Raw genomic sequence first — 20,298 nt, 5'->3', positions numbered from 1 at the left:
TTATGAGCGAAAAGAAAATAGTTGAAGAGCGGTCGCTAATTTTAAACAGACGGTCTTTTTTAGGAAAGGCTGCATTGGGAGTTGGTGGAATTGGATTGGCTTCCTTATTGGGTGCAAACTTATTTAGAAAAGGTGAAAACGGATTATATACGGCAGATAGCGGACCTACTGGAGTAAAGGGCGTATTGGATTCGCTACATCATCCATCGAAAATTAAAAGAGTTATTTATTTATTTCAAAGTGGTGGTCCTTCGCAATTGGAGCTGTTTGATTATAAGCCGCTTTTAAACAAACGTAGAGGTGAAGATCTGCCGGAATCTATTCGTAACGGACAACGATTAACGGGTATGACTTCCGGTCAAGATAGATTTCCTTTGGTGGGCTCTAATTTTGGATTTCAGCAGTATGGTAAAAATGGTACCTATATTAGTGACCTTTTGCCTTATACCGCCAAAATTGTAGATGATATCTGTATTGTTAAATCAATGTATACGGAAGCTATTAACCATGATCCTGCGGTAACATTTTTTCAAACGGGATCACAGCAACCGGGCAGACCAAGTATTGGCTCGTGGTTAAGTTACGGGCTGGGTAGCGAGAATGAAAATTTACCCGCTTTTACGGTGCTTCTGTCAAGAGGTTCGGGTAGACCTAACGGGCAACCGTTGTATACGCGACTATGGGGTAACGGGTTTCTACATTCCCTTCATCAAGGGGTACAGTTCAGAGCGGCAAAAGATCCTGTTTTATATTTGAATGACCCCAAAGGAACTACGGCAGATGTTAAAAGATCTATGCTTGATAAATTGGCAGAACTCAATGATCAACATTACCAAGAATCTAACGATCCTGAAATTCAAAGTAGAATTGCCCAGTATGAAATGGCATATAGAATGCAAACTTCTGTACCAGATGTTATGAATACGGATGGTGAGCCAGATTATATATATAAAATGTATGGTTCGGATGCTAAAATTCCCGGGACTTTTGCAGCTAATTGTCTTTTAGCAAGACGATTGGCAGAGAAAGATGTTCGTTTTATACAATTGTACCACATGGGCTGGGATCAGCATGATAATCTTCCTGGAGCAATAGAAAAACAGGCTAAAGATGTGGATCAAGCGTCTGCCGCTTTGGTGGCAGATCTTAAACAGCGTGGTATGTTAGAAGATACTTTGGTGGTTTGGGGAGGAGAATTCGGTAGAACCAATTACTCCCAAGGTTTGCTTACAGATACCAATTACGGTAGAGACCACCACCCAAGATGTTTTACCATGTGGATGGCAGGTGGTGGTATTAAACCGGGTATTGTCTATGGTGAAACCGATGATTTTGGGTATAACATAACCAAGAACCCGGTGCATGTTCACGATTTTCAGGCTACTATGTTGCATCAGTTGGGTATTGATCATGAGAAATTTACTTATAAATATCAAGGTAGACGATTTAGGCTTACCGATGTTGAAGGTCATGTGGTTAAAGATATTTTATCGTAATGCAGAGAAGAACATTTATAAAAAATACCGCCGCAGCCTCAGCGGGACTTTTAACTTGCTCTTCTTTGGGCGCAAGTATATTGGAATATAAAGATGCCGTTGTTGGTCATGGTAGTCACCGGTATAAAATAGATTTGAACTGGGGTGCATTGAATTCTAATTACCATCCGGTGAACGATTGCCATGAAATGGTACAAGATTCCAAGGGCAGGATTTTATTGTTAACCAACCATACCAAGAACAATGTTATTGTTTATGACCGTTCTGGTAAATTGTTGGAAACTTGGGGAACGGATTATCCCGGTGCGCACGGTTTAACATTGAATATTGAAAATGGTGAGGACTTTCTGTACATAGCGGATAACAATAGGCATGAGGTGATTAAGACAACCATAGACGGTAAGGTGGTACAAGTTTTTTCGTATCCCAAGGAATCGGGAAAATATACTGCCAAGGAGCAATACATACCCACAGAAACGGCTATTGCTGAAAATGGCGATGTATATATTGCCGATGGTTATGGCGCTCAATACATTATGCGGTACAATGCCAAAGGGGAGTTGTTACAAACTTTTGGCGGTAAAGGAGATGCAGATCACCTTTTTAATAATGCCCATGGTATTTGTATAGATACCAGAGATGGAAAATCTCCCGAACTTTTAATAACTGCAAGACAGCAAAATAAGTTGAAACGGTTTACCATGGATGGGGAATTTATAGCAAGTATAGATTTGCCCGGAGCATATATTTGTAGACCAGTAATTAAGGATGATATCATTTATTTGGCAACCATTTGGTCTGGTGATGGGTCTGATGGCACCGGATTTATCTCCATATTGGATAAGCAAAATAAACTTATATCCGCACCTGGCGGATGCACACCCGTTTATGGGAAAAATGGTTTGGAGCCTATGTATCAATCCATTAAAATATTTACGCATCCACACGATGTATGTGTAGATGATGAAGATAATTTATATGTTGCCCAGTGGAATTCAGGGAAGACGTATCCTATAAAACTGAATAGAATATGATCAAAAGAATTTTCTATTCAATAGCTATAATTCTAGTATTGTGCCAAGCCTGTTTTTCTCAACATACGGAACATGCACCAACAGCCTTATTTCAATTATCCAACCCTCGTGTTCAAGTGTCGTCCATATTTTTCGATTCGTATACTATGCTCAATTTCAGCATAGATATGCCAAATTCAATTATAAAATATACCTTGGATGGCAGCTCGGTAAATCAAAACGCAAAGGTGTTTTCTGAACCATTGAAAATACAGGAAAGTGCCGTAATCAAGGCTAAAATGTTTCATCCGGATTATAGAGAAAGTGATGAAGTTGTGTTAGAAGTGGTAAAGATTGCCAAGAACAGTGCTATTAAGCAGGTAGCAATTAAACCGGACCCTAGTGAGAAATTTTCAGGTATGGGTGCTATGGGATTATCGGATTTGAAAAAAGGAAGTGCCCAATTTGCAGAGGATAAACAGTGGATGGGTTTTCAAACGGAGAAGATAACGGCATCACTTCAGCTAGAAAAGAATAGCACGGTCAATAAAATAGTGGTCAGTGTATTGACCAATCAATCCAACTGGATATTCGCACCTGGTAAAATTGAAGTTTTTAATGAGGGGGAATTAATAGGAGAAAGGACGTTTGCAAAGAGTGAACAAGAAACACCTAACAGTCCCACATTTTTACATGTACCGGTAAGTACAGGAATGTACAATACGTTGAATGTGGTAATGCATCCATTAAGCGAAATTCCAGCATGGCACCAAGGAAAAGGAACAACGCCTTGGGTTTTTATAGATGAAATAATTATACAATAGCATGATTCAATTAGGAATACAAATAGGACACCTGCACCCGCTTTTTGTTCACCTGCCCATAGGTATCATCATGCTTGCCTTTATTTTAGAGGTTTATGGTAGATTAAAGTCAAAAGAATCTTTTGCTGAGGTAGTAGAATTTACACTTTTGGTAGCGGGTATTACGGCAATATTTTCACTGGGTACCGGGTGGTTGCTCGGAGAGGAAAGTGGTTATGATGAAGATTCCCTTTTTCTACATAGGTGGATGGCTGTTGCGTTTACCGTGACAACAGTACTTCTCTATTTGGTAAAACGAAGTAAAATTGGGTGGGTTAGAAAAACCTATATTCCAACGTTTTTATTGGTATTGGCATTAATTAGCCTTACCGGTCACTTTGGTGGTAATATGACCCATGGAGAAGATTATTTATTTGTAGATGAAAAAGAAGCTATTGTCATTACAAATATTGAAGAGGCTCAGGTTTACGCCCAAGTCATACAACCTATTTTTGACGCTAAATGTGTAAGCTGCCATAATGAAAGCAAGGCTAAAGGCGGTTTGCTTATGGGTTCACCTAATGATATTATTAAAGGTGGTGATACAGGTAGTCTTTTAGACACTATTTCAGGTCAGGAAAAATCTTTGTTCTTGGAAAGGGTGCATCTGCCTTTAGATCATGATGAACATATGCCACCAAAAGGTAAGGTGCAATTGACCGATAATGAAAAGGCTTTGCTTGAATGGTGGATGGAAAATAACAATTGCTTTGAGTGTAAAGTAAATGAACTGACTAGAGAAGAAAATATAGCTGGAATATTAACTTCATTGGAACAAGACACTTCTGCAATTGCCGTATTAACGAAAGAAGCAATGGAAGTGCCACAAGAATGGTTGCAACATGTTAGGCGCGCCGGTATATCGGTTCAAACCTTATCTGGTGAGAATCAATTGCTCTCGGTGAATATGGCAAGTATGGATTCTATTACTGACGATACGTTGGAAGTGCTTGAAGAATATGCATCAAATATTGTGGAACTAGATTTAGGGTTCAGCAATTTTAACGATGATCTTGCCTCAGAATTGAAACCGTTTAAAAATCTGTTGAAATTAAAGTTACAGCATACTAAAGTAACCGATGCTATTGGGAAATATCTTAGTGATCTTGAGCTGTTAGAGTCATTAAATTTATATGGTACCACCGTTACCGATAAGATCGTTCTTGATTTAAAGGAAAACAAAAAGCTTCGTAATATTTATTTATGGAAAACTGATGTTACGGAAGACGGACTGGCAAAATTACAGCAGAATTTACCGGGAGTGACCATTCAGCAAATTGGGAAAGATGTATTTAAGGCAACCGTTTTAGACCCGCCCACCATTATAAGTGACCGTAGTTTCTTTAGTGATAGTTTAACCATAGCTATTGAAAGCCTATTTGATGGTACTGAGATTTACTATACGCTTGATGGCTCTGAGCCCACGGAATCTTCCTTGAAGTATGATGGTGCGATCACATTAGAGACAACGGCAAATGTGAAAGCGATTGCTGCAAAAAAAGAATGGGAGCCAAGCAACATTACCGAACGAACGTTTATTAAGAACAATATAGCCTATGCCGATGTAGATTTATTAACGGTGCCCAATGATAAGTATCAAGGGAAAAAGGGTAAAACTTTAATGGATCAAAAGCGTGGGTCTACCAATTTTGTAGATGGTAACTGGTTGGGTTTTGAAGGAAAGCACTTGAATGCCGTGGTAGAGCTGAAAGAGCAGAACACCATTTCAAAAGTATCTATTGGTGCATTGTCGGCACCTGCAAGTTGGATTTTTTACCCCACATCTTTTGTGGTATCGGTTTCCAATGATGGTACTAACTTTAAGGAAGTAGGGAGAAAAGATATGGGAGAAGAGAAACCCAATGCCGAGGTGAAACTCACTTTTTTCGATTTAGACATACCTACCACCCAAGCAAAGTATGTAAAGCTATCCATTAAGAGTCCCTTGAAAAACCCTGATTGGCACACTGATCCTGGTGGTAAAAGCTGGATTTTCATTGATGAAGTGGTGCTGAATTAAAAAGTGGAAACGGGATTGAAAAATGTCCATTAATGGAGTCAAAATAATAGTTATGAGTTCAAGGTCAATTTGCTTTATAATATTCCTATTGGTTATGGGGCAGCGTCTTTTGGCTCAGAAAACCGGAGTTGCTGCCAATGATAGACCAAATGTTATTTTAATTTTTACGGATGACCAAGGTTACAATGATGTGGGCGTTTTTGGTGCTCACGACATAGATACTCCCAATTTGGACCAAATGGCTAAAGACGGTGCAATGCTTACCCATTTTTACGCTGCTCAAGCTGTGTGTTCCGCCTCAAGGGCAGGTATATTAACGGGGACATATCCTAATAGGATCGGTATTCATAACGCTTTTATGCCCAATAGTAAAGTAGGTTTGAATCCTGATGAAACTACCCTCGCCGAATTATTGAAAGCGGAAGGGTATGCTACGGCTATTTTTGGAAAATGGCATTTGGGAGATACAAAAGAATTTATGCCCAATAATCATGGGTTTGATGAATATTATGGCATACCTTATTCCAATGATATGTGGCCGTTACATCCGCAGCAAGGTCCTATTTTTAATTTTGGTCCCTTGCCTCTTTATGAGAATGAAAAGGTATTGGATACATTAACGGATCAAACGAATTTGACTACTGAGATTACAGAGCGTAGTGTTGACTTCATTAATCGTAATAAAGAAAATCCATTCTTTTTGTATGTACCGCATCCTCAGCCCCACGTACCTTTATTTGTGTCCGATAAGTTTAAGGGTAAATCTAAAAGAGGATTGTACGGTGATGTTATCATGGAATTGGATTGGTCTGTAGGTGAAATTATAAAGGCTGTTGATAAGAATGGATTAACCCAAAATACCATTATTATTTTTACTTCTGATAATGGACCATGGTTAGCATACGGAAATCACTCCGGAAGTGCTTTGCCTTTTAGAGAGGGTAAGGGCACCGGTTGGGAAGGTGGTCAACGTGAACCGTTCATCATTAAATATCCGAAAGAAATAAAAGCGGGAATTATTATTGAGGCACCTGTTATGGCAATAGATATTTTACCTTCAATAGCAGAGGTTATCAATGCCCCTTTGCCAGAGAAAGAGATAGACGGTAAAAGCGCATGGTCTTTATTTACAGGCAAAACAGATGAGAGTCCGCAAGAAGCCTATTTCTTTTATTATCGCGTAAATGAGCTATTTGGGGTGCGGTATGGGAAATGGAAGCTTTATTTTCCTCACAAGTACAGAACTATGAACGGACAAACCCCCGGTAAAGAAGGATTGCCCGGGGTATATAAAATGATCGATTTAGAGCAAATTGAACTCTATGATTTGGAACAGGATGAAAGCGAGTCTACCGATGTAGCAGCAGCTCATCCAGAAGTGGTAAAGACCATACAAAAATTGGCGGATGATATGCGAGCCAAATTGGGCGATTCCCTTTTAGAAATGAAGGGTAGTGAAACCCGGTCTCCCGGGCGTATTGATTAATTAGTTTTTCTGTAATTCAAAAATCTGAAGGACATCATCATTATTGCCCACCAAGAAATAGTCATTTTGAACATTGCTTAAGGTAACCAGTTTTTTGGCGTCCCTATCTGCAAAGAATCCTATCTCTGACCCTCTTTTAGCAGAAAAGCTCCCATTACCATCTCCCAATAACAGTAGTCCTGTTCCAGCGTCGTTTCTAGGGGTTTCTATCTCTGAAACGTATAAGTTGCCTATGGCAAGAACATCTAATGTGCCATCGCCGTTAAAATCCCTTACAAGCATATCATTGAGATTAGATAGTTGAGCTACATTGGGCAAGTCCGTTATTTTAAATTGACCATTGCCTAGATTTTCAATGTATACCGATGCAAAAGTGTCTGCGCTGTAATGCAGGGAGTTTTTCAGTTTTTCTTCACCATATACATCCTTTAGCTCCATAGAGGCAAAGGCATCATACTTTACTATTTTTTTCTTTAGGGCAGGAATTTGTTCCGATGAACATGAAAACCCTCTTAATGGATAATGTTTTTCCTTGTTGTAATATCCTAGAACAATATCTGCATTACCATTGGCATCAAAGTCATTATAATATACATCAAAAGGTTTGTCAGAGCTGGTTTTGTACTTGTAGTTAAGACCTAAATTCCCTGCTATATAATCCAAATCTCCATCATTGTCAAAATCTCCTTGTTCTATGCTGAACCACCAGCCGTAGCTAGATGTAAAGTTTTCATTCTCAACCTTTGCTAGGTTACCATTATTGTTTTCAAAAATGGTAATAGGCATCCATTCGCCTACAATCATTAAATCCAAATCTTGGTCATTGTCATAATCGCTCCAAATGGCATCGGTAATCATTCCTATTTGCAACAATTGTGGGGATAATAATTCTGTTTGGTTCACCAATTGCCCATTGTTGTTTACCAATAACATGCTAGAAGATGGGTTTGGGTATTGTTGCGGAGTATGTCTGCCACCAACAAAAAGGTCCATATCACCATCACCGTCATAATCGGCGGATTTTACTACAGAGCCACTAATTCTGTTAGCATTTAAAATGGCTCCTTTTTTAAAGGTCGCATTACCTTGGTTTAGGTAGATTCTATCCGTATAGTGAAAATCGTTTTTTGGATACTCATTACCACCACTTACCACGTACAAATCTTTTAATCCGTCATTATTGATGTCCACAAATAGGGCATCTACATCTTCATAACCAGCTTCTTTTTGCCAAAATACAACCTGACTTTCTTCAAAATTGCCATCTTTTTGTTGAATGAATAGGGTAGGTGCTTGGTTAGCGGCACCGCCAATATAAAAATCATCCAATCCGTCATCATTGATATCTCCCGCGGTCAGGGCTGGTCCAAATTGAGAAAGCTTATGTGGCAATAGTATTTGTTTCTCAAAATCATCGAATTGATTTTCTTGATGTTTAAATTTTGCAGGAAAAACATCGGTCATATTTGCAAAAAGAGTCTTATCCGTTCCTTCATTTTTAACGTCTAAAATTTTAGATTCGTCAGATGAAATTTCTAACAATTGATTTGCCGAGATGTCTCTTTTTACAGTACTTTTTCCATTAGGCCAAACAACCGTTAGACTGTCTACTTGTGTCAAATTCTTTAATCCAAAATGTAGCGTAGGTTCACTGGTAGAATAAATACCACGTACGTTTGTGGATTCTAAGGTTTGTACACCATTTTGAGTGTATATGTTTACCCTAGTTCCAAATGTTGGTCTGTTGTTTTTATCGACCAATTGTATTCTTAGATAGTTACTGTTTGGTTTTGCTTCCGAATTGTTTCTGTAAATAAATGCCTCACTGTTGATATTATTGACCACCAAATCTAGATCACCATCGTTATCTAAATCGGCATATGCTGATCCGTTGGAGAAAGATTCATTGTCCAAACCCCATTCGTTGGAAGTATTTTTAAATTCCAAATCGCCCAAATTTTGATAGGCGTAGTTTTTTAAAGGTTGGGATGGGACCATGCTTACCGCTTTTTCAAGGTCTACGATATCCCATATGCTTTTTACGTTTTGGGCATTGGGATTGCTCTGTAGCCATTGTGCTCTAGTGGTATTTATATAATGGGCTACATTTTTATCCGCATCTGTATTTCTAATATCACGCAATAATCCGTTGGTGACATACGTGTCTTTTAGACCATCATTGTCAAAATCGGCTATAAGATTAGACCAGCTCCAATCTGTTGCGGACATGCCGGTAAATTGGGCAATGTTACTGAAGGTTTCATTACCGTTGTTTAGCTGTAGTGTATTGTACATGTATTGATATCCTCCACCGTCTTCTACTACTTTCCAAAAAGCACCAATGTTCATACCGCTCATGTTAGATTTTAATCTGAAATTATCTTCAGACACCATATCCAGTACAAATACATCTAAATTTTGGTCATTATTGATATCGGCTACATCTACACCCATACTATAGTAAGACGTTTGTTTTAAAGCGTTTTTTTCAATGCTTGTGAACGTACCGTCTTGATTATTAAGGAATAGAAAATCTGGTGCATAAAAATCATTGGCCACATAGAGGTCTGGCCATCCATCATTATTAATGTCACTTGCCGATACGGCATTTGGAAAACCGGTGCGGTCTATACCTGCAGTTTTGGATACGTCTTTGAACGTAGAACCATTGTTTTTGTAAAGTTTTAGTGCATATTCCGGTATGAGTAAATTTTTCGCACTGTGATATTGAGAAAGACTTCCCGGATTTGGTGGTTGGGTCAATAGAAAAAGATCTAATAGTCCGTCTTTATCAAAATCTAAGAATGTTGCGTGTCTTGTTCTTTCGGTATTTGCAATGGACAACTCTTTGGCTTTTTCTGTAAAAGTGCCATCTCCATTGTTAATGTACACCAAATTTCTGCGCCACTCCGGGTTTTCATCATACAGTTCTCTGCTAACATAAATATCTAGGTGTCCGTCATTATTGATATCAGCAATGGTGACCCCGGTAGACCATCCATCAAAATTTTTGATGCCAGCTTTTAGGGTAATATCTTCAAAAACCAAATTTCCTTTGTTCAGATATAATTTATCAGGAACCATATTTCCTGCAAAAAAGATGTCTTGCAGTCCATCATTGTTAAAGTCGCCCACACCAACACCTGCCCCGCCATAAAAATTGGCATAGGCAAATATGTTTTTATCCTTATCATCTTTAATAATATTATTAAAGTCAATTCCTGTATCATTAGAACTGAGAAGTGTAAATAATTTTGGTGTTGCCTTGGTCTCTTCAGGAGCATTTTCACAACATAAAACGAGTAAGGAGCAGAAGTATAATAAATGCCTAATTTTCATGATTACAAGATACTATTTTATACAAAAAAAGGAGAGTTTCCTCTCCTTTTCAAACTCAATAAAAAATTAACTCAAAACTATTATGAGAGGTTTCACTCAAAAACCAAACTTAATTGTTATTATTCAACATCCCACCACACTCTAGTGGTAAGAACATCTGGACCTTGTGCGGCTATTACAGCGGCATAATTATCAGGGTTGTTACTTTGTTCACTTTCAGAATACGTTAATCTTCTTGGTATAGTACCGTTGGTAACATTACCAGGGTAGTTTACCGGTGTAAGTGCCGGGAAACCGGTTCTTCTCCAGTTAGAGAAAGATTCATATTCATTTAAGAAAGTGGCAGCCCAATATTGTGTATTGATTTGCTCTAGTGCATTAGCCGAATCATAAGGATTGGCAGCAAGATAATCTGCAATGTCGGCATCTGCAATAATACCGGCATCACCATAAAGTGATAATTGTTTCATAGCAGCGGTAACTCCATTGTTATAATGTGTTTCTGCATCACCTGCAAGACCCCATCTTACGTTTGCTTCTGCAAGCATAAACTCTACTTCTGCATAAGTCTGAAAAATCATAGGGGCAGTTTCTGAGGTAATTAAAAGACGATTAGGCTCAGAATAGTCGTTTAAGTTGCTAAAAAGATTATCAAGATCAACATCTTGTTCTTGTAGCATAGGAAGATCCTTACCATTGGACAGACCTCTTTGTGCGTCTGGATCTAGTCTTTCCTCAACTGTTCTATCTTCTCTATAATCTTCTATGAACAGACCAGGGTTATCAGGGTCTTCTTTGAAAATTATTTTCTGTGCAGGTAATGATGCCAATACCGTTAATCTTGGGTCATTTGCATCTTTTAATAAATTAATGAATGTATCGCTCATTCTTGGATTTCCATCAGCCGTAAACACTTCGCCAATACCATTTTTATTGTCGGCATCATGTTGTAGGTAAAAGATGTCATCATTAGATGTCATTACACCTCCGTCAATTGCTTTTGTAACCCAAGCTTGTGAAGCGGTAGGGTCTACTTTAATTAACCTAAGACCTAAACGTAACATCAAGGAATTAGCTAACTTTTTCCATTTTGCTTGATCACCATTATAGATTACATCTGCAGAACCAAATTCAGAAATACCAGAGCCTAATGCAGCAGAAGCCTCTTCCAGTTCATTTAACAAATCTGGGTAAATTTCGCTTTGCGCATCATATTTAGGAAGAAAAATACCTTCTATAACTGCTTTACCAGCCTCGCTATATGGTACATCACCATATAAATCGGTAAGTCTAGAATAAGCAAAGACACGTAGTATTTTTACAATTGCCTTCATTTCTTCAGGAGCTTCTTCCTCTTCTAATTGAAAGGTCAAATCCTCAATTGATTTAATGGCATTCTCATAATAGCGATCCAATAAAGATGAAGCATAACCTTTGTTCCATGTATATTTATCACCACTCCAGTAACCGGCAGTTGTAGCTACATGTTGCATCATGGTAGATTGATAGATCATGGCCGCTCTCCAGTTGTCATATCTTTCACTAGATATAAATTTCATCACTGCAGTTAGCTTATTACCCGCAGCAACTTGGGTAGGTTTTGTTGGATTTACATTCAAATCTTCAAAACCATCATCACATGCACCTACAGAAAGTAGTGCAAACATTAGTATATATATTGATTTTTTCATAGTTCTCTTTTAAAACTTTACATTGATAGTTAGACCGTAACTTCTAGAAGAAGGAACTCCAAAATATTCCAGACCCTGTGAGTTTCCAACAGTGTATGCACTTTCCGGGTCAATATTATCTACACTTCTTTTTATGTAGAATAAGTTAGAAGCGATTAATGATACATTAACATTGGTTAAAAATACATTGTCTAAGGCTTTCTTTGGTAATGAATAACCTAGGCTTAATTGTCTGAATTTTATATAATCAGAGTCTTCAACGAATTCTTCTGCGATATCTGCAATTTCACCATAATAGTCAGCTAGATTTTCAGGTGCCACTGTCGTAGTAAATGCAGCCCCGGTTTGGTCAACACCAGATACGGTCAACCCATTTTCTCTACCTTCTAAAGTGTTTTTGTGAAGTCCATTGCTATAAAGTATAGTGTTGGTACCAGAAAAGATCTGTCCGCCAAATTTTCCGTCTATCAAGAAGTTAAGGTTAAAGTTCTTGTAAGTAAATGAATTTGAAAAACCTAACGTTAATGGAGGTACACCCTCACCTAAGATTTTACGCTCACCTTCAACAGCTCTAGGTACACCATCATCACCTACTTCATAAACTATGGTACCGTTATCATCACGCTCATAAGAAACACCAACTATAGAACCATAAGTTTCACCAACAATGTGGGTAATTCTTACGTTCTGTGTTCTTGGTTCGTCTAAGTTAACGTCAGAATTAACATCATCTGTAGCTACTACCAGTCCTTCATTATAAGCACCATTTACGGTCATATTCCAAGAGAAGTCATTAGTTCTGATCGGCGTACCACTAATTAGGAATTCAATACCCTCATTAGTAACCTTACCTAGATTTGCGCTAGCACCGGTATAACCAGAATATATAGATGTTGATACATCTACAATATCATTTGTGGTTTCATTGCTATAGTAAGCAACATCAAAAGATAGTCGGTTGTTAAAGAACCTCATATCTAAACCAATTTCCGTTTCACTTTTGCTAAAAGCAACTAAATTGGCATTAGGAACAATGCTACCGGAAACTCTACCTAATGGCTGACCGCTGATCGGAATTCCGAAAATTTCATAGTTCAAAGCCAATGTATAAGGATCTTGAGCACCACCTGCAACTTCTGAATAACCACCTCTTAATTTTAAGAAGCTAACGAAAGAAGGCATATTAAAAGCATCTGATAATATTAAACTACCATTAACAGAAGGGTAGAAATCATCATTTGGTGTAGTCTTGCCAGGGAATGATAACGTAGAAAACCAGTCATTTCTACCAGTAAACGTTACATATGCCCAACGGTCATAAGATAATTCCAACGAACCGTACACAGAACCAATTTTTCTTTCCGAATATTCTCTGCTACGAGATTGGCTAACTGTGTTGCCTATGTCTTCTAAGCCTGGAACAATGAAGTCGTTACCACCTAAAAATAAATTTTCAGATTTAACGTGGTTGTTGTTTGCACCTACTAATGCAGAAATGGCAAACTTATCTGTAATATCTTTTTCTGCCGCTAAAATTAAATCGGCATCCACTTGATTGTATCTTCTTTCTTCCTCGTTAATGCCTCCCAATGGTTTATAAGCCGTACCGAAAGGTTCAACGGAAGTTCTTCTGATAATGTCATTATCAATACCAATTCTACCGGTTAGCGATAGCCAATTCAATATATCATAACGAAGGGATGTTGATGCAATTATTCTATTTCTAACATCTTCATTATTGAAATTATAAGCGGCAAAATACGGGTTGGTAGAAAATGTATTGTTTGAGAATTGTCTTTCAGAACCATCAGGATTGGTAGATGGCTGTAATGTAGTTACATCTATATTACCTGGAAGTAAAGCCACTGAAAAGTTGGCATTACCAGGTGAATCTGAAAGTCTAGGTCTGTTTTGTACCTTTTCTATAATATATTTGGCATTTACGCTACTAGTTATCTTATCTCCTAAAATAGCACTGGAGTTGAAAGAAAAAGATTTTCTGTTCAATCCTGCATTTGGTAATACATCAGCATTATCCAAATTAGATGCAGAAAGTCTATAGGTCAAATTTTCTTTAGCACTGGTTATGGCAACCGTGTTAATGAAAGTAGACCCTGTTCTATAAAATTTGTCAACATTGTTACCTAAATAGGAGTAAGGTCTTGAAACACCATCGAATTGAGGAGAATTTACACCGTCATAAGCTTCTCCCCATGAAGAACTACCTGCTTCTAATGCGGCGCTTTGTGAAGATGGTCTTACACCTCTAACTCCTTGTCCATATTCTGTTTGAAAATCTTGTAATGAAGTGTCTACCTTGTCAAAGGTTACTGAGCTACCTATTTCAATACCAAAACCTTCCTGGCCCTTACCGGATTTTGTGGTAACGATAATAACACCACCCGCAGCACGAGAACCGTACAGCGCAGAAGCCGCACCACCTTTTAATACGGAGATAGATTCAATATCATCTGGATTTAAACTAGAGATACCGTCCCCACCATCTGATCCACCCCATAAACTGGCAGAACCGTTATTACCATTTCCGATAGGAATACCATCCACTACATAAAGTGGTTGGTTGTTACCGGATAATGAACTTGCACCTCTAATGACTACTCTACTAGAACCGGCGGCACCAGTAGCATTTTGAGAGATGTTTACACCTGCAATTTTACCCTGTAAAGAATTAATTGCATTTGGAGTTTTAATGGTTGCAATTTCCTCGGCATCTACTTCAGTTAAGGAGTATCCTAATGCTTTGGTTTCTTTACGTATACCAAGTGCTGTAACAACTACTTCGTCCAATTCGCTGGCATCTTCCGCTATTGAAGTGTTTACTGTAGATCTACCATTTACTCCTACTTCTTTGGTTTTGTATCCTAAAGAAGAGAAAACCAATGTAGCATTTGCATCAACGTTGATGGAGTAATTACCATCAAAATCAGTAGAAGTTCCATTTGTTGTGCCTTTTTCAACGACGTTAACACCTGGCAAAGGTGAACCGGTGTCATCTGTGACTACACCAGATACGGTCTTGTCTTGACCTATTACTGCTTGAAAAAACAGCAGCACAGCAACGGTCAAAAAACTTGAGATTTTTTTATTCATAAATATTTGAGTTAAGTTAGTTTGTATAAAATACTGTCATAAGGTGAGCCATATTCCAGTTAATTATCAAAAATTTCGACAAATAACAATTATGAAAAGCTTAACAGCATGTTAATAAAAAGGAAATTTTTAGGAATGAAACAATTATTGAGGGTTTTGTGATGCTCTAATTACTTGCCATTGTTCTTCAGTTATGGCAGGTCCGTCAAAGAAAGATACTCCTTTTGCACCGTTGCTAATAGATTGATGTATAGCTTCCTGCAATTGTTCTGGTGTCATGCCCGGCACATATATGCCAGTATGTAACTCAGTGTTTTTCCCTTTTAAATCATTAACACCTTGCTGGGTTGCATACCCGATCCAATCTATTTCTTCATTATAAAAGACATTGTAAATCATGGGTAGAACTGCATCTATTTTCCATTTATCCCAACGTTGACGAACCATGTGGTCTGCCATTTCTGGATAAGGAAATACCGCTGCGGTAAGTATTTTGCCATTTGCATGCGTAATCTTGTATGCTTCGTCTACAATGGCTTTTACTTTGTTTAAACGGAAGTTTTTCCACTCCATATCTATTGCCGGATTGCTAAAATCATTTGGGTTTTTATGATGTTCTTTTTCAAATTCCGAAGTACAAACATCGCAATAGCAAAAGTCATATCTGGGCAATTCCGTTTCTTGTTTTAAATTGTATTTAGGAAGAAGACCTATAGGTAAAAAAATGTCCGAGTATCTAATATAATCTAAATGGAAACTTGCTACACCCTCTACTTTTGACAATCCTTCAATTAAACTTAGTATGTGTTCGCGAGATTCTTTTCTTGTGGGGCAAAGCCATTTGTAATATCCTACATAGGGTGGTTCATCAAAGCAAGACTTGCCATCTCTACTTACAGCATACCATTCCGGATGCTGTTCTGCAACTTTATCGCCAGGGCGGTTCATAGTGAACATCCAAGCATGGACTTCTAAATTGTATTTTTTGGCTATTGGTACCAACCTAGCCAGTAATTCTGGATCTCCGTAGGTATTTATAAGTATTGCATTAATACCATTGTCTCCGTACTTTTTAAACTCTTCATCAAAAGATTCATTTGTCCGTGCTTTGTCAGCAGTAATCCATGTCCATAATTTAAATGTCTCAGTGTTAGATGAAGTATCTGTAGTGGCTATTTTCTCTTTTTTTTGTTCATTTGTTCCGCATGAGATGAAAAGAGTAATAAGTACAAGAAGTAATGCCTGTAAAAACTTAGTTGGTTTGGTCATAGTCAGTTGTAAATTTTCCGTCAGTATGTATAATTAGTCTGTTGTTCGTGAATGGGCTTTTTGCCCATATGTTAAAGCCAAAGTTGTTCTTTTCTAAAACAGCAACAACCGGTTTGCCCTGTATTAAAATCGGCTTTTTTTGCAGTTCCCCGTGTATGGACAACCATTCTTGGTCGTTTTTGGTCTTTACATTTCTATATAGTTTGTATAAATACCATTTTATATGTTCATCATCAGGTATATCGAATTTGGTGGTTTTGCTACCTTTATTGAAATAGACATATCCCCAATGTTCTGGCTCGTGCATATTAATGACTCCCTGTGGTGACCATACCCAATTGTATTCTGGTAAAAAATTACCATAGCTATCTTTTTTTCTAGAATACGTACCATTATCAAGATCAAAATCCCAGTTTACTCTAGAAAAATTTATTCTCCAATATTCATTTTCCGGTACTTTGGTAGTTCCACCTGGGGCTGTAGTAAAAGACCATGGTATGGCTACTTCTACAGTCCAACCTTGGTCTATGTCCGTTGAGTTGTTCAATGTGCCGTTGCAATGTATGGCGGTTTTAATGCCTTTAAAATCCCAAGCATCGGTAACGTGCCCATTATTTCTGTATGGTTTTGATAAGTAGAGGTCCCATATGGTATTTAGGGCATTTATTTCAAATTCGTAATAGTTGTGCGTATCGCCATCTGGGTCCAGGAATATTTCAAAATCGTTATTGTAAAATATTATGGTATCCATTTGCTTTAATGTGGCCCAAATATGTGGTTCTTCAATTTTTGCAAAAAAATAAATGTATTGGTGGTCCCATAGCATTTTAAATTTTGTGTTATACGTAGGTTTCTTAGTGCCTTCAATATCAATGAAATCGCTAGACCAAGTGGTTGTCTGCCATGCACTCTCATTCATTTTGCCATCTATGGATATGTTTTCAACTGTATTTTCAGCAATATATGAGCGTGGTGTTTCTTGGGCCATTAGGGAAATTGCTCCTAGGTATAGTAGAAACAATAATAATGCTATGGCTTTTTTAGTTTTTAAAGATTTTTTATTGATTATATCCATAGCTTAATAGTCTGTCCTGTACTAGTTGATGATCTTATAATCCTAAGAATAGAAAAATGTAAGTAGTGAATAATCTGCTACTTCTGTATTTTACTAAGCTTTTCTAAAGTTTTTGAATGCACAAACTAAGCGATGAAGTTGCTTTTCTATTTTACAAATTACACTTTTACTTAGACCGTTTTTAACTACATTTAGAAATAATTAAGCTAAGGAGGCTATTCTGAGATTATAATTGAATATTTTTAAAATTCTTCGTAAACTGAATGTTTTTAGCTTAACAACCGTAGATTGTTGCTCAACGTCAAAAAAACGGAGAAAATAAATTGGTTTTAGTTGCCTATGGACATTAGATTAATGAAGTTTTTGAGAAGGCCCAAGTTTTTTGGTACAAGTGAAATTAAACCTTGGCACCATATTTTATTTTGGTCTGTCTATTTTATCTTTAATACGTTTAGGTGGACCTTTATACATGACGACTTTTTACTTTCTTTACGTACCAATCTTATAGGTTTTCCCATTCATATGTTTTTGGCGTATTTAAATGCCTATTACCTAATGCCAAAATTTATATATACCAAAAGATACTTTGAGTATACGGTATATATACTGCTGTCATTGTTCATAATGCTCTTGGTGAAGTATAACCTAACGTATTACTTGGTAAGTACAGATGTTATGCCCGAAGCACAGGATGTTATCAACTCATTGACCATTGGGTATGCCGTGCAGACTATGATTGGTGAGGTTTATGTGATATCGTTTTTTACAGCAATTAAATTGACCATAGATTGGTTAAGGGAAAGTAGCAAACTACATGATCTTGAAAAACGACAGCTAAAGACCGAACTTAGATTTTTGAGGTCGCAGGTATCACCTCATTTTTTCTTCAATACCTTGAACAATATATATTCATTGACCTTGGAGAAATCTGACCAAGCTCCAGAGGTGGTTTTAAAACTTTCAGAGCTAATGCGTTACTTATTGTACGCAACCAAAAAGCAACGACAGGATCTAACCAGTGAAATTAATTGTATAAGAAATTACATAGATTTGGAACGTATAAGGTTCGATGATTCTTTGAAGATTGATATGAATATCTCGGGGAATCTTGGTAACTGTAAAATACCACCTATGTTATTGATACCACTTATTGAAAATTGCTTTAAACATGGGGCAAGTAAGAATATTGGGGATATGAAGATTAAAATCGATGTAAATGTTGACGATAGTTTTATGGATTTTAAAGTATCCAATTCCATACCAGTAGTAAAGAAAGAATATGTATACCCGGTAAAACGAGGAGGTATTGGTCTTTCTAATGTGAAAAAGAGGTTAGAGCTGGGCTACGCTAAAAGTGAGTACGATTTAAAGATTTTTGAAGAGGATAAAATGTTCAATGTGTTTTTAAAGCTTAAGGTAATATGATTTTAAAAGTAATAGTAGTAGATGATGAGCCGTTGGCAGTAAATGTGATTAAGAACTATATACTTAGGGTAAAAGAATTACAGCTAGAGGGTACTTTTTCCAATGCCTTGGATGCATCGACCTTTTTGAGGGACAATGAGGTAGATATCATGTTCTTGGATATCAATATGCCCTATTTGGACGGATTGGAATTTTTAAGCACCTTGCACAAAAAACCGTTCGTAATCATGACCACCGCTCATGAAGAACATGCATTAAGAAGCTTTGAACTAGAAGCCATTGACTATTTGGTGAAACCCATTTCATTACCTCGATTTTTTAAATCCATAGATCGTATTATAGGTCTTAAGAAAATAGGTAGTAACGGTAGTGCTGAAAAAGAAGAGAAGCCTTCCATTTTTGTTAAGGTTGATAAAAAGAAGTTACAAAAGATTTATTTGGACGAGATTATGGTGATAGAGAGCCTAAAGGATTACATTAGGATCATAACACCAACGGCAAAATATATAATTCACAGAACCTTAAGCAGTTTTACAGATGAGTTACCAGGTGATAATTTCATAAGAATACACCGTTCCTATACTATAGCTGTTGATAAGGTAAGTGTGGTTGAGGGCAATAGCGTTGAAATTGGCGGTATTAGGTACACCATAGGTAGAAGCTATTTAGCAGATGCCAAAAGCAGAATACTTAACAACCTTACAGATTAAAATTTCTTATTCACTATAGAATTAAATTGCCTTGAGCCAACTATTTAAATTTAAACAATTTAGTATTGAACAAGATCGTTGTGCCATGAAAATTGGTACAGATGGTGTGTTGTTAGGTGCATGGACGCCAGTGGACACATCATTGGAATCTATTTTAGATATTGGCGCCGGTACAGGAATCATCGCTTTAATGCTGGCCCAGAGAAGCAATGCGGATGTTGTAGATGCCATTGAGATAGATGCTGATGCTTACGAACAATGTGTTGAGAATTTTGAAGGCTCCCCATGGGGAGATCGGTTGTACTGTTACCACGCCGGCTTAGATGAATTTGTTGATGAAATCGAAGACCAGTATGAGTTGATCACGTGTAATCCTCCTTTTTATTCGGAAAATGTCAGTTCTGGCAACTTAAAGCGGGATCAAGCACGCCAAAACGGTTTTTTACCTTTTAATGAGCTTATTGCCTCGGCTGCTGTTTTGTTGGCGGAAAATGGATTGTTTACAACGGTAATTCCCTATAAAGAGAAAGATGAGTTTGTCGCCATGGCAGAGGAAAAAGGTCTTTATCTTATCAAATACGCTTATGTAAAGGGTAATTCTACTGCAGAGGTGAAACGGGTATTATTGGCATTCTCAAAAAATAAAACACCATTAGAATCGTCAGAATTGGTCATTGAAACTGAAAGGCACTCTTATACTGATGATTATATAGCCTTAACTAAGGAATTCTATTTAAAAATGTAACTTTAGTGTTGCATATTGTTATATTTCTTTATTTATCTTTGATAAAAGCATAGTT

The 20,298-nt window shown here is 37.4% G+C and carries 13 protein-coding genes; 8 read left to right on the top strand and 5 right to left on the bottom strand.

What is annotated here, in order from left to right; translation table 11 throughout:
• The first annotated feature begins 2 nt into the window (after positions 1-2).
• Genes CSC80_RS04240 through CSC80_RS04220 form a run of 5 tightly spaced genes read left to right on the top strand, consistent with a single transcriptional unit; the run spans position 3 to position 6,878 of the window.
• Positions 3-1,496 carry a DUF1501 domain-containing protein gene (locus CSC80_RS04240; RefSeq protein WP_099189994.1) on the top strand — a complete coding sequence of 498 codons (1,494 nt, stop codon included), beginning with the start codon at positions 3-5 and terminating at the stop codon, positions 1,494-1,496.
• Positions 1,496-2,530: a 6-bladed beta-propeller gene (locus CSC80_RS04235; protein WP_099189992.1), complete on the top strand. Its 1,035-nt coding sequence runs from the start codon at positions 1,496-1,498 to the stop codon at positions 2,528-2,530. Before CSC80_RS04240 ends, CSC80_RS04235 begins: the two co-directional genes overlap by 1 nt.
• Positions 2,527-3,333, top strand: coding sequence for a chitobiase/beta-hexosaminidase C-terminal domain-containing protein (locus CSC80_RS04230; RefSeq protein WP_099189990.1), 807 nt, complete (start codon positions 2,527-2,529; stop codon positions 3,331-3,333). The genes CSC80_RS04235 and CSC80_RS04230 overlap by 4 nt, the downstream gene beginning before the upstream one ends.
• A 1-nt stretch (position 3,334) precedes the next feature.
• Positions 3,335-5,392 (top strand): FN3 associated domain-containing protein, encoded by a 2,058-nt coding sequence (locus CSC80_RS04225; RefSeq protein ID WP_099189988.1) that lies wholly within the window; start codon positions 3,335-3,337, stop codon positions 5,390-5,392.
• A 52-nt stretch (positions 5,393-5,444) separates the two neighbouring features.
• Positions 5,445-6,878 (top strand): sulfatase, encoded by a 1,434-nt coding sequence (locus CSC80_RS04220; protein WP_099189986.1) that lies wholly within the window; start codon positions 5,445-5,447, stop codon positions 6,876-6,878.
• On the opposite strand, the gene CSC80_RS04215 is transcribed toward CSC80_RS04220, so the two are convergent.
• The 5 genes from CSC80_RS04215 to CSC80_RS04195 form a co-directional block, all read right to left on the bottom strand.
• Positions 6,879-10,217, bottom strand: coding sequence for a VCBS repeat-containing protein (locus CSC80_RS04215; protein ID WP_099189984.1), 3,339 nt, complete (start codon positions 10,215-10,217; stop codon positions 6,879-6,881). It abuts the gene before it with no gap.
• Between the two features lie 119 nt (positions 10,218-10,336).
• On the bottom strand, positions 10,337-11,908 hold the full coding sequence (locus CSC80_RS04210) for a SusD/RagB family nutrient-binding outer membrane lipoprotein (protein WP_099189982.1): 1,572 nt from the start codon (positions 11,906-11,908) through the stop codon (positions 10,337-10,339).
• Between the two features lie 9 nt (positions 11,909-11,917).
• A complete protein-coding gene (locus CSC80_RS04205) occupies positions 11,918-15,019 on the bottom strand; it encodes a SusC/RagA family TonB-linked outer membrane protein (RefSeq protein WP_099189980.1) in 3,102 nt (1,033 codons plus the stop codon).
• Positions 15,020-15,163: 144 nt separating this feature from the next.
• Positions 15,164-16,288: a family 10 glycosylhydrolase gene (locus CSC80_RS04200; protein ID WP_099189978.1), complete on the bottom strand. Its 1,125-nt coding sequence runs from the start codon at positions 16,286-16,288 to the stop codon at positions 15,164-15,166.
• Positions 16,272-17,363 carry a carbohydrate-binding family 9-like protein gene (locus CSC80_RS04195; RefSeq protein ID WP_099189976.1) on the bottom strand — a complete coding sequence of 364 codons (1,092 nt, stop codon included), beginning with the start codon at positions 17,361-17,363 and terminating at the stop codon, positions 16,272-16,274. The genes CSC80_RS04200 and CSC80_RS04195 overlap by 17 nt, the downstream gene beginning before the upstream one ends.
• A 339-nt stretch (positions 17,364-17,702) precedes the next feature.
• On the opposite strand from CSC80_RS04195, the gene CSC80_RS04190 reads away from it, so the two are divergent.
• Genes CSC80_RS04190 through CSC80_RS04180 form a run of 3 tightly spaced genes read left to right on the top strand, consistent with a single transcriptional unit; the run spans position 17,703 to position 20,243 of the window.
• The gene (locus tag CSC80_RS04190) at positions 17,703-18,788 is read left to right on the top strand and encodes a histidine kinase (RefSeq protein WP_099189974.1); all 1,086 of its coding nucleotides are present in this window, start codon (positions 17,703-17,705) and stop codon (positions 18,786-18,788) included.
• Entirely contained in the window at positions 18,785-19,498 is a 714-nt protein-coding gene (locus tag CSC80_RS04185) for a LytTR family DNA-binding domain-containing protein (protein WP_071341178.1), read from the top strand. The genes CSC80_RS04190 and CSC80_RS04185 overlap by 4 nt, the downstream gene beginning before the upstream one ends.
• A gap of 31 nt (positions 19,499-19,529) precedes the next feature.
• Positions 19,530-20,243: a methyltransferase gene (locus CSC80_RS04180; RefSeq protein ID WP_236973321.1), complete on the top strand. Its 714-nt coding sequence runs from the start codon at positions 19,530-19,532 to the stop codon at positions 20,241-20,243.
• The last annotated feature ends 55 nt before the right edge of the window (positions 20,244-20,298 follow it).

This window comes from Maribacter sp. 6B07, assembly GCF_002700155.1.
Classification (GTDB): domain Bacteria; phylum Bacteroidota; class Bacteroidia; order Flavobacteriales; family Flavobacteriaceae; genus Maribacter; species Maribacter dokdonensis.
Note: the sequence above shows the minus strand (reverse complement) of the source record. Positions and strands in the feature narration are given on the sequence as shown.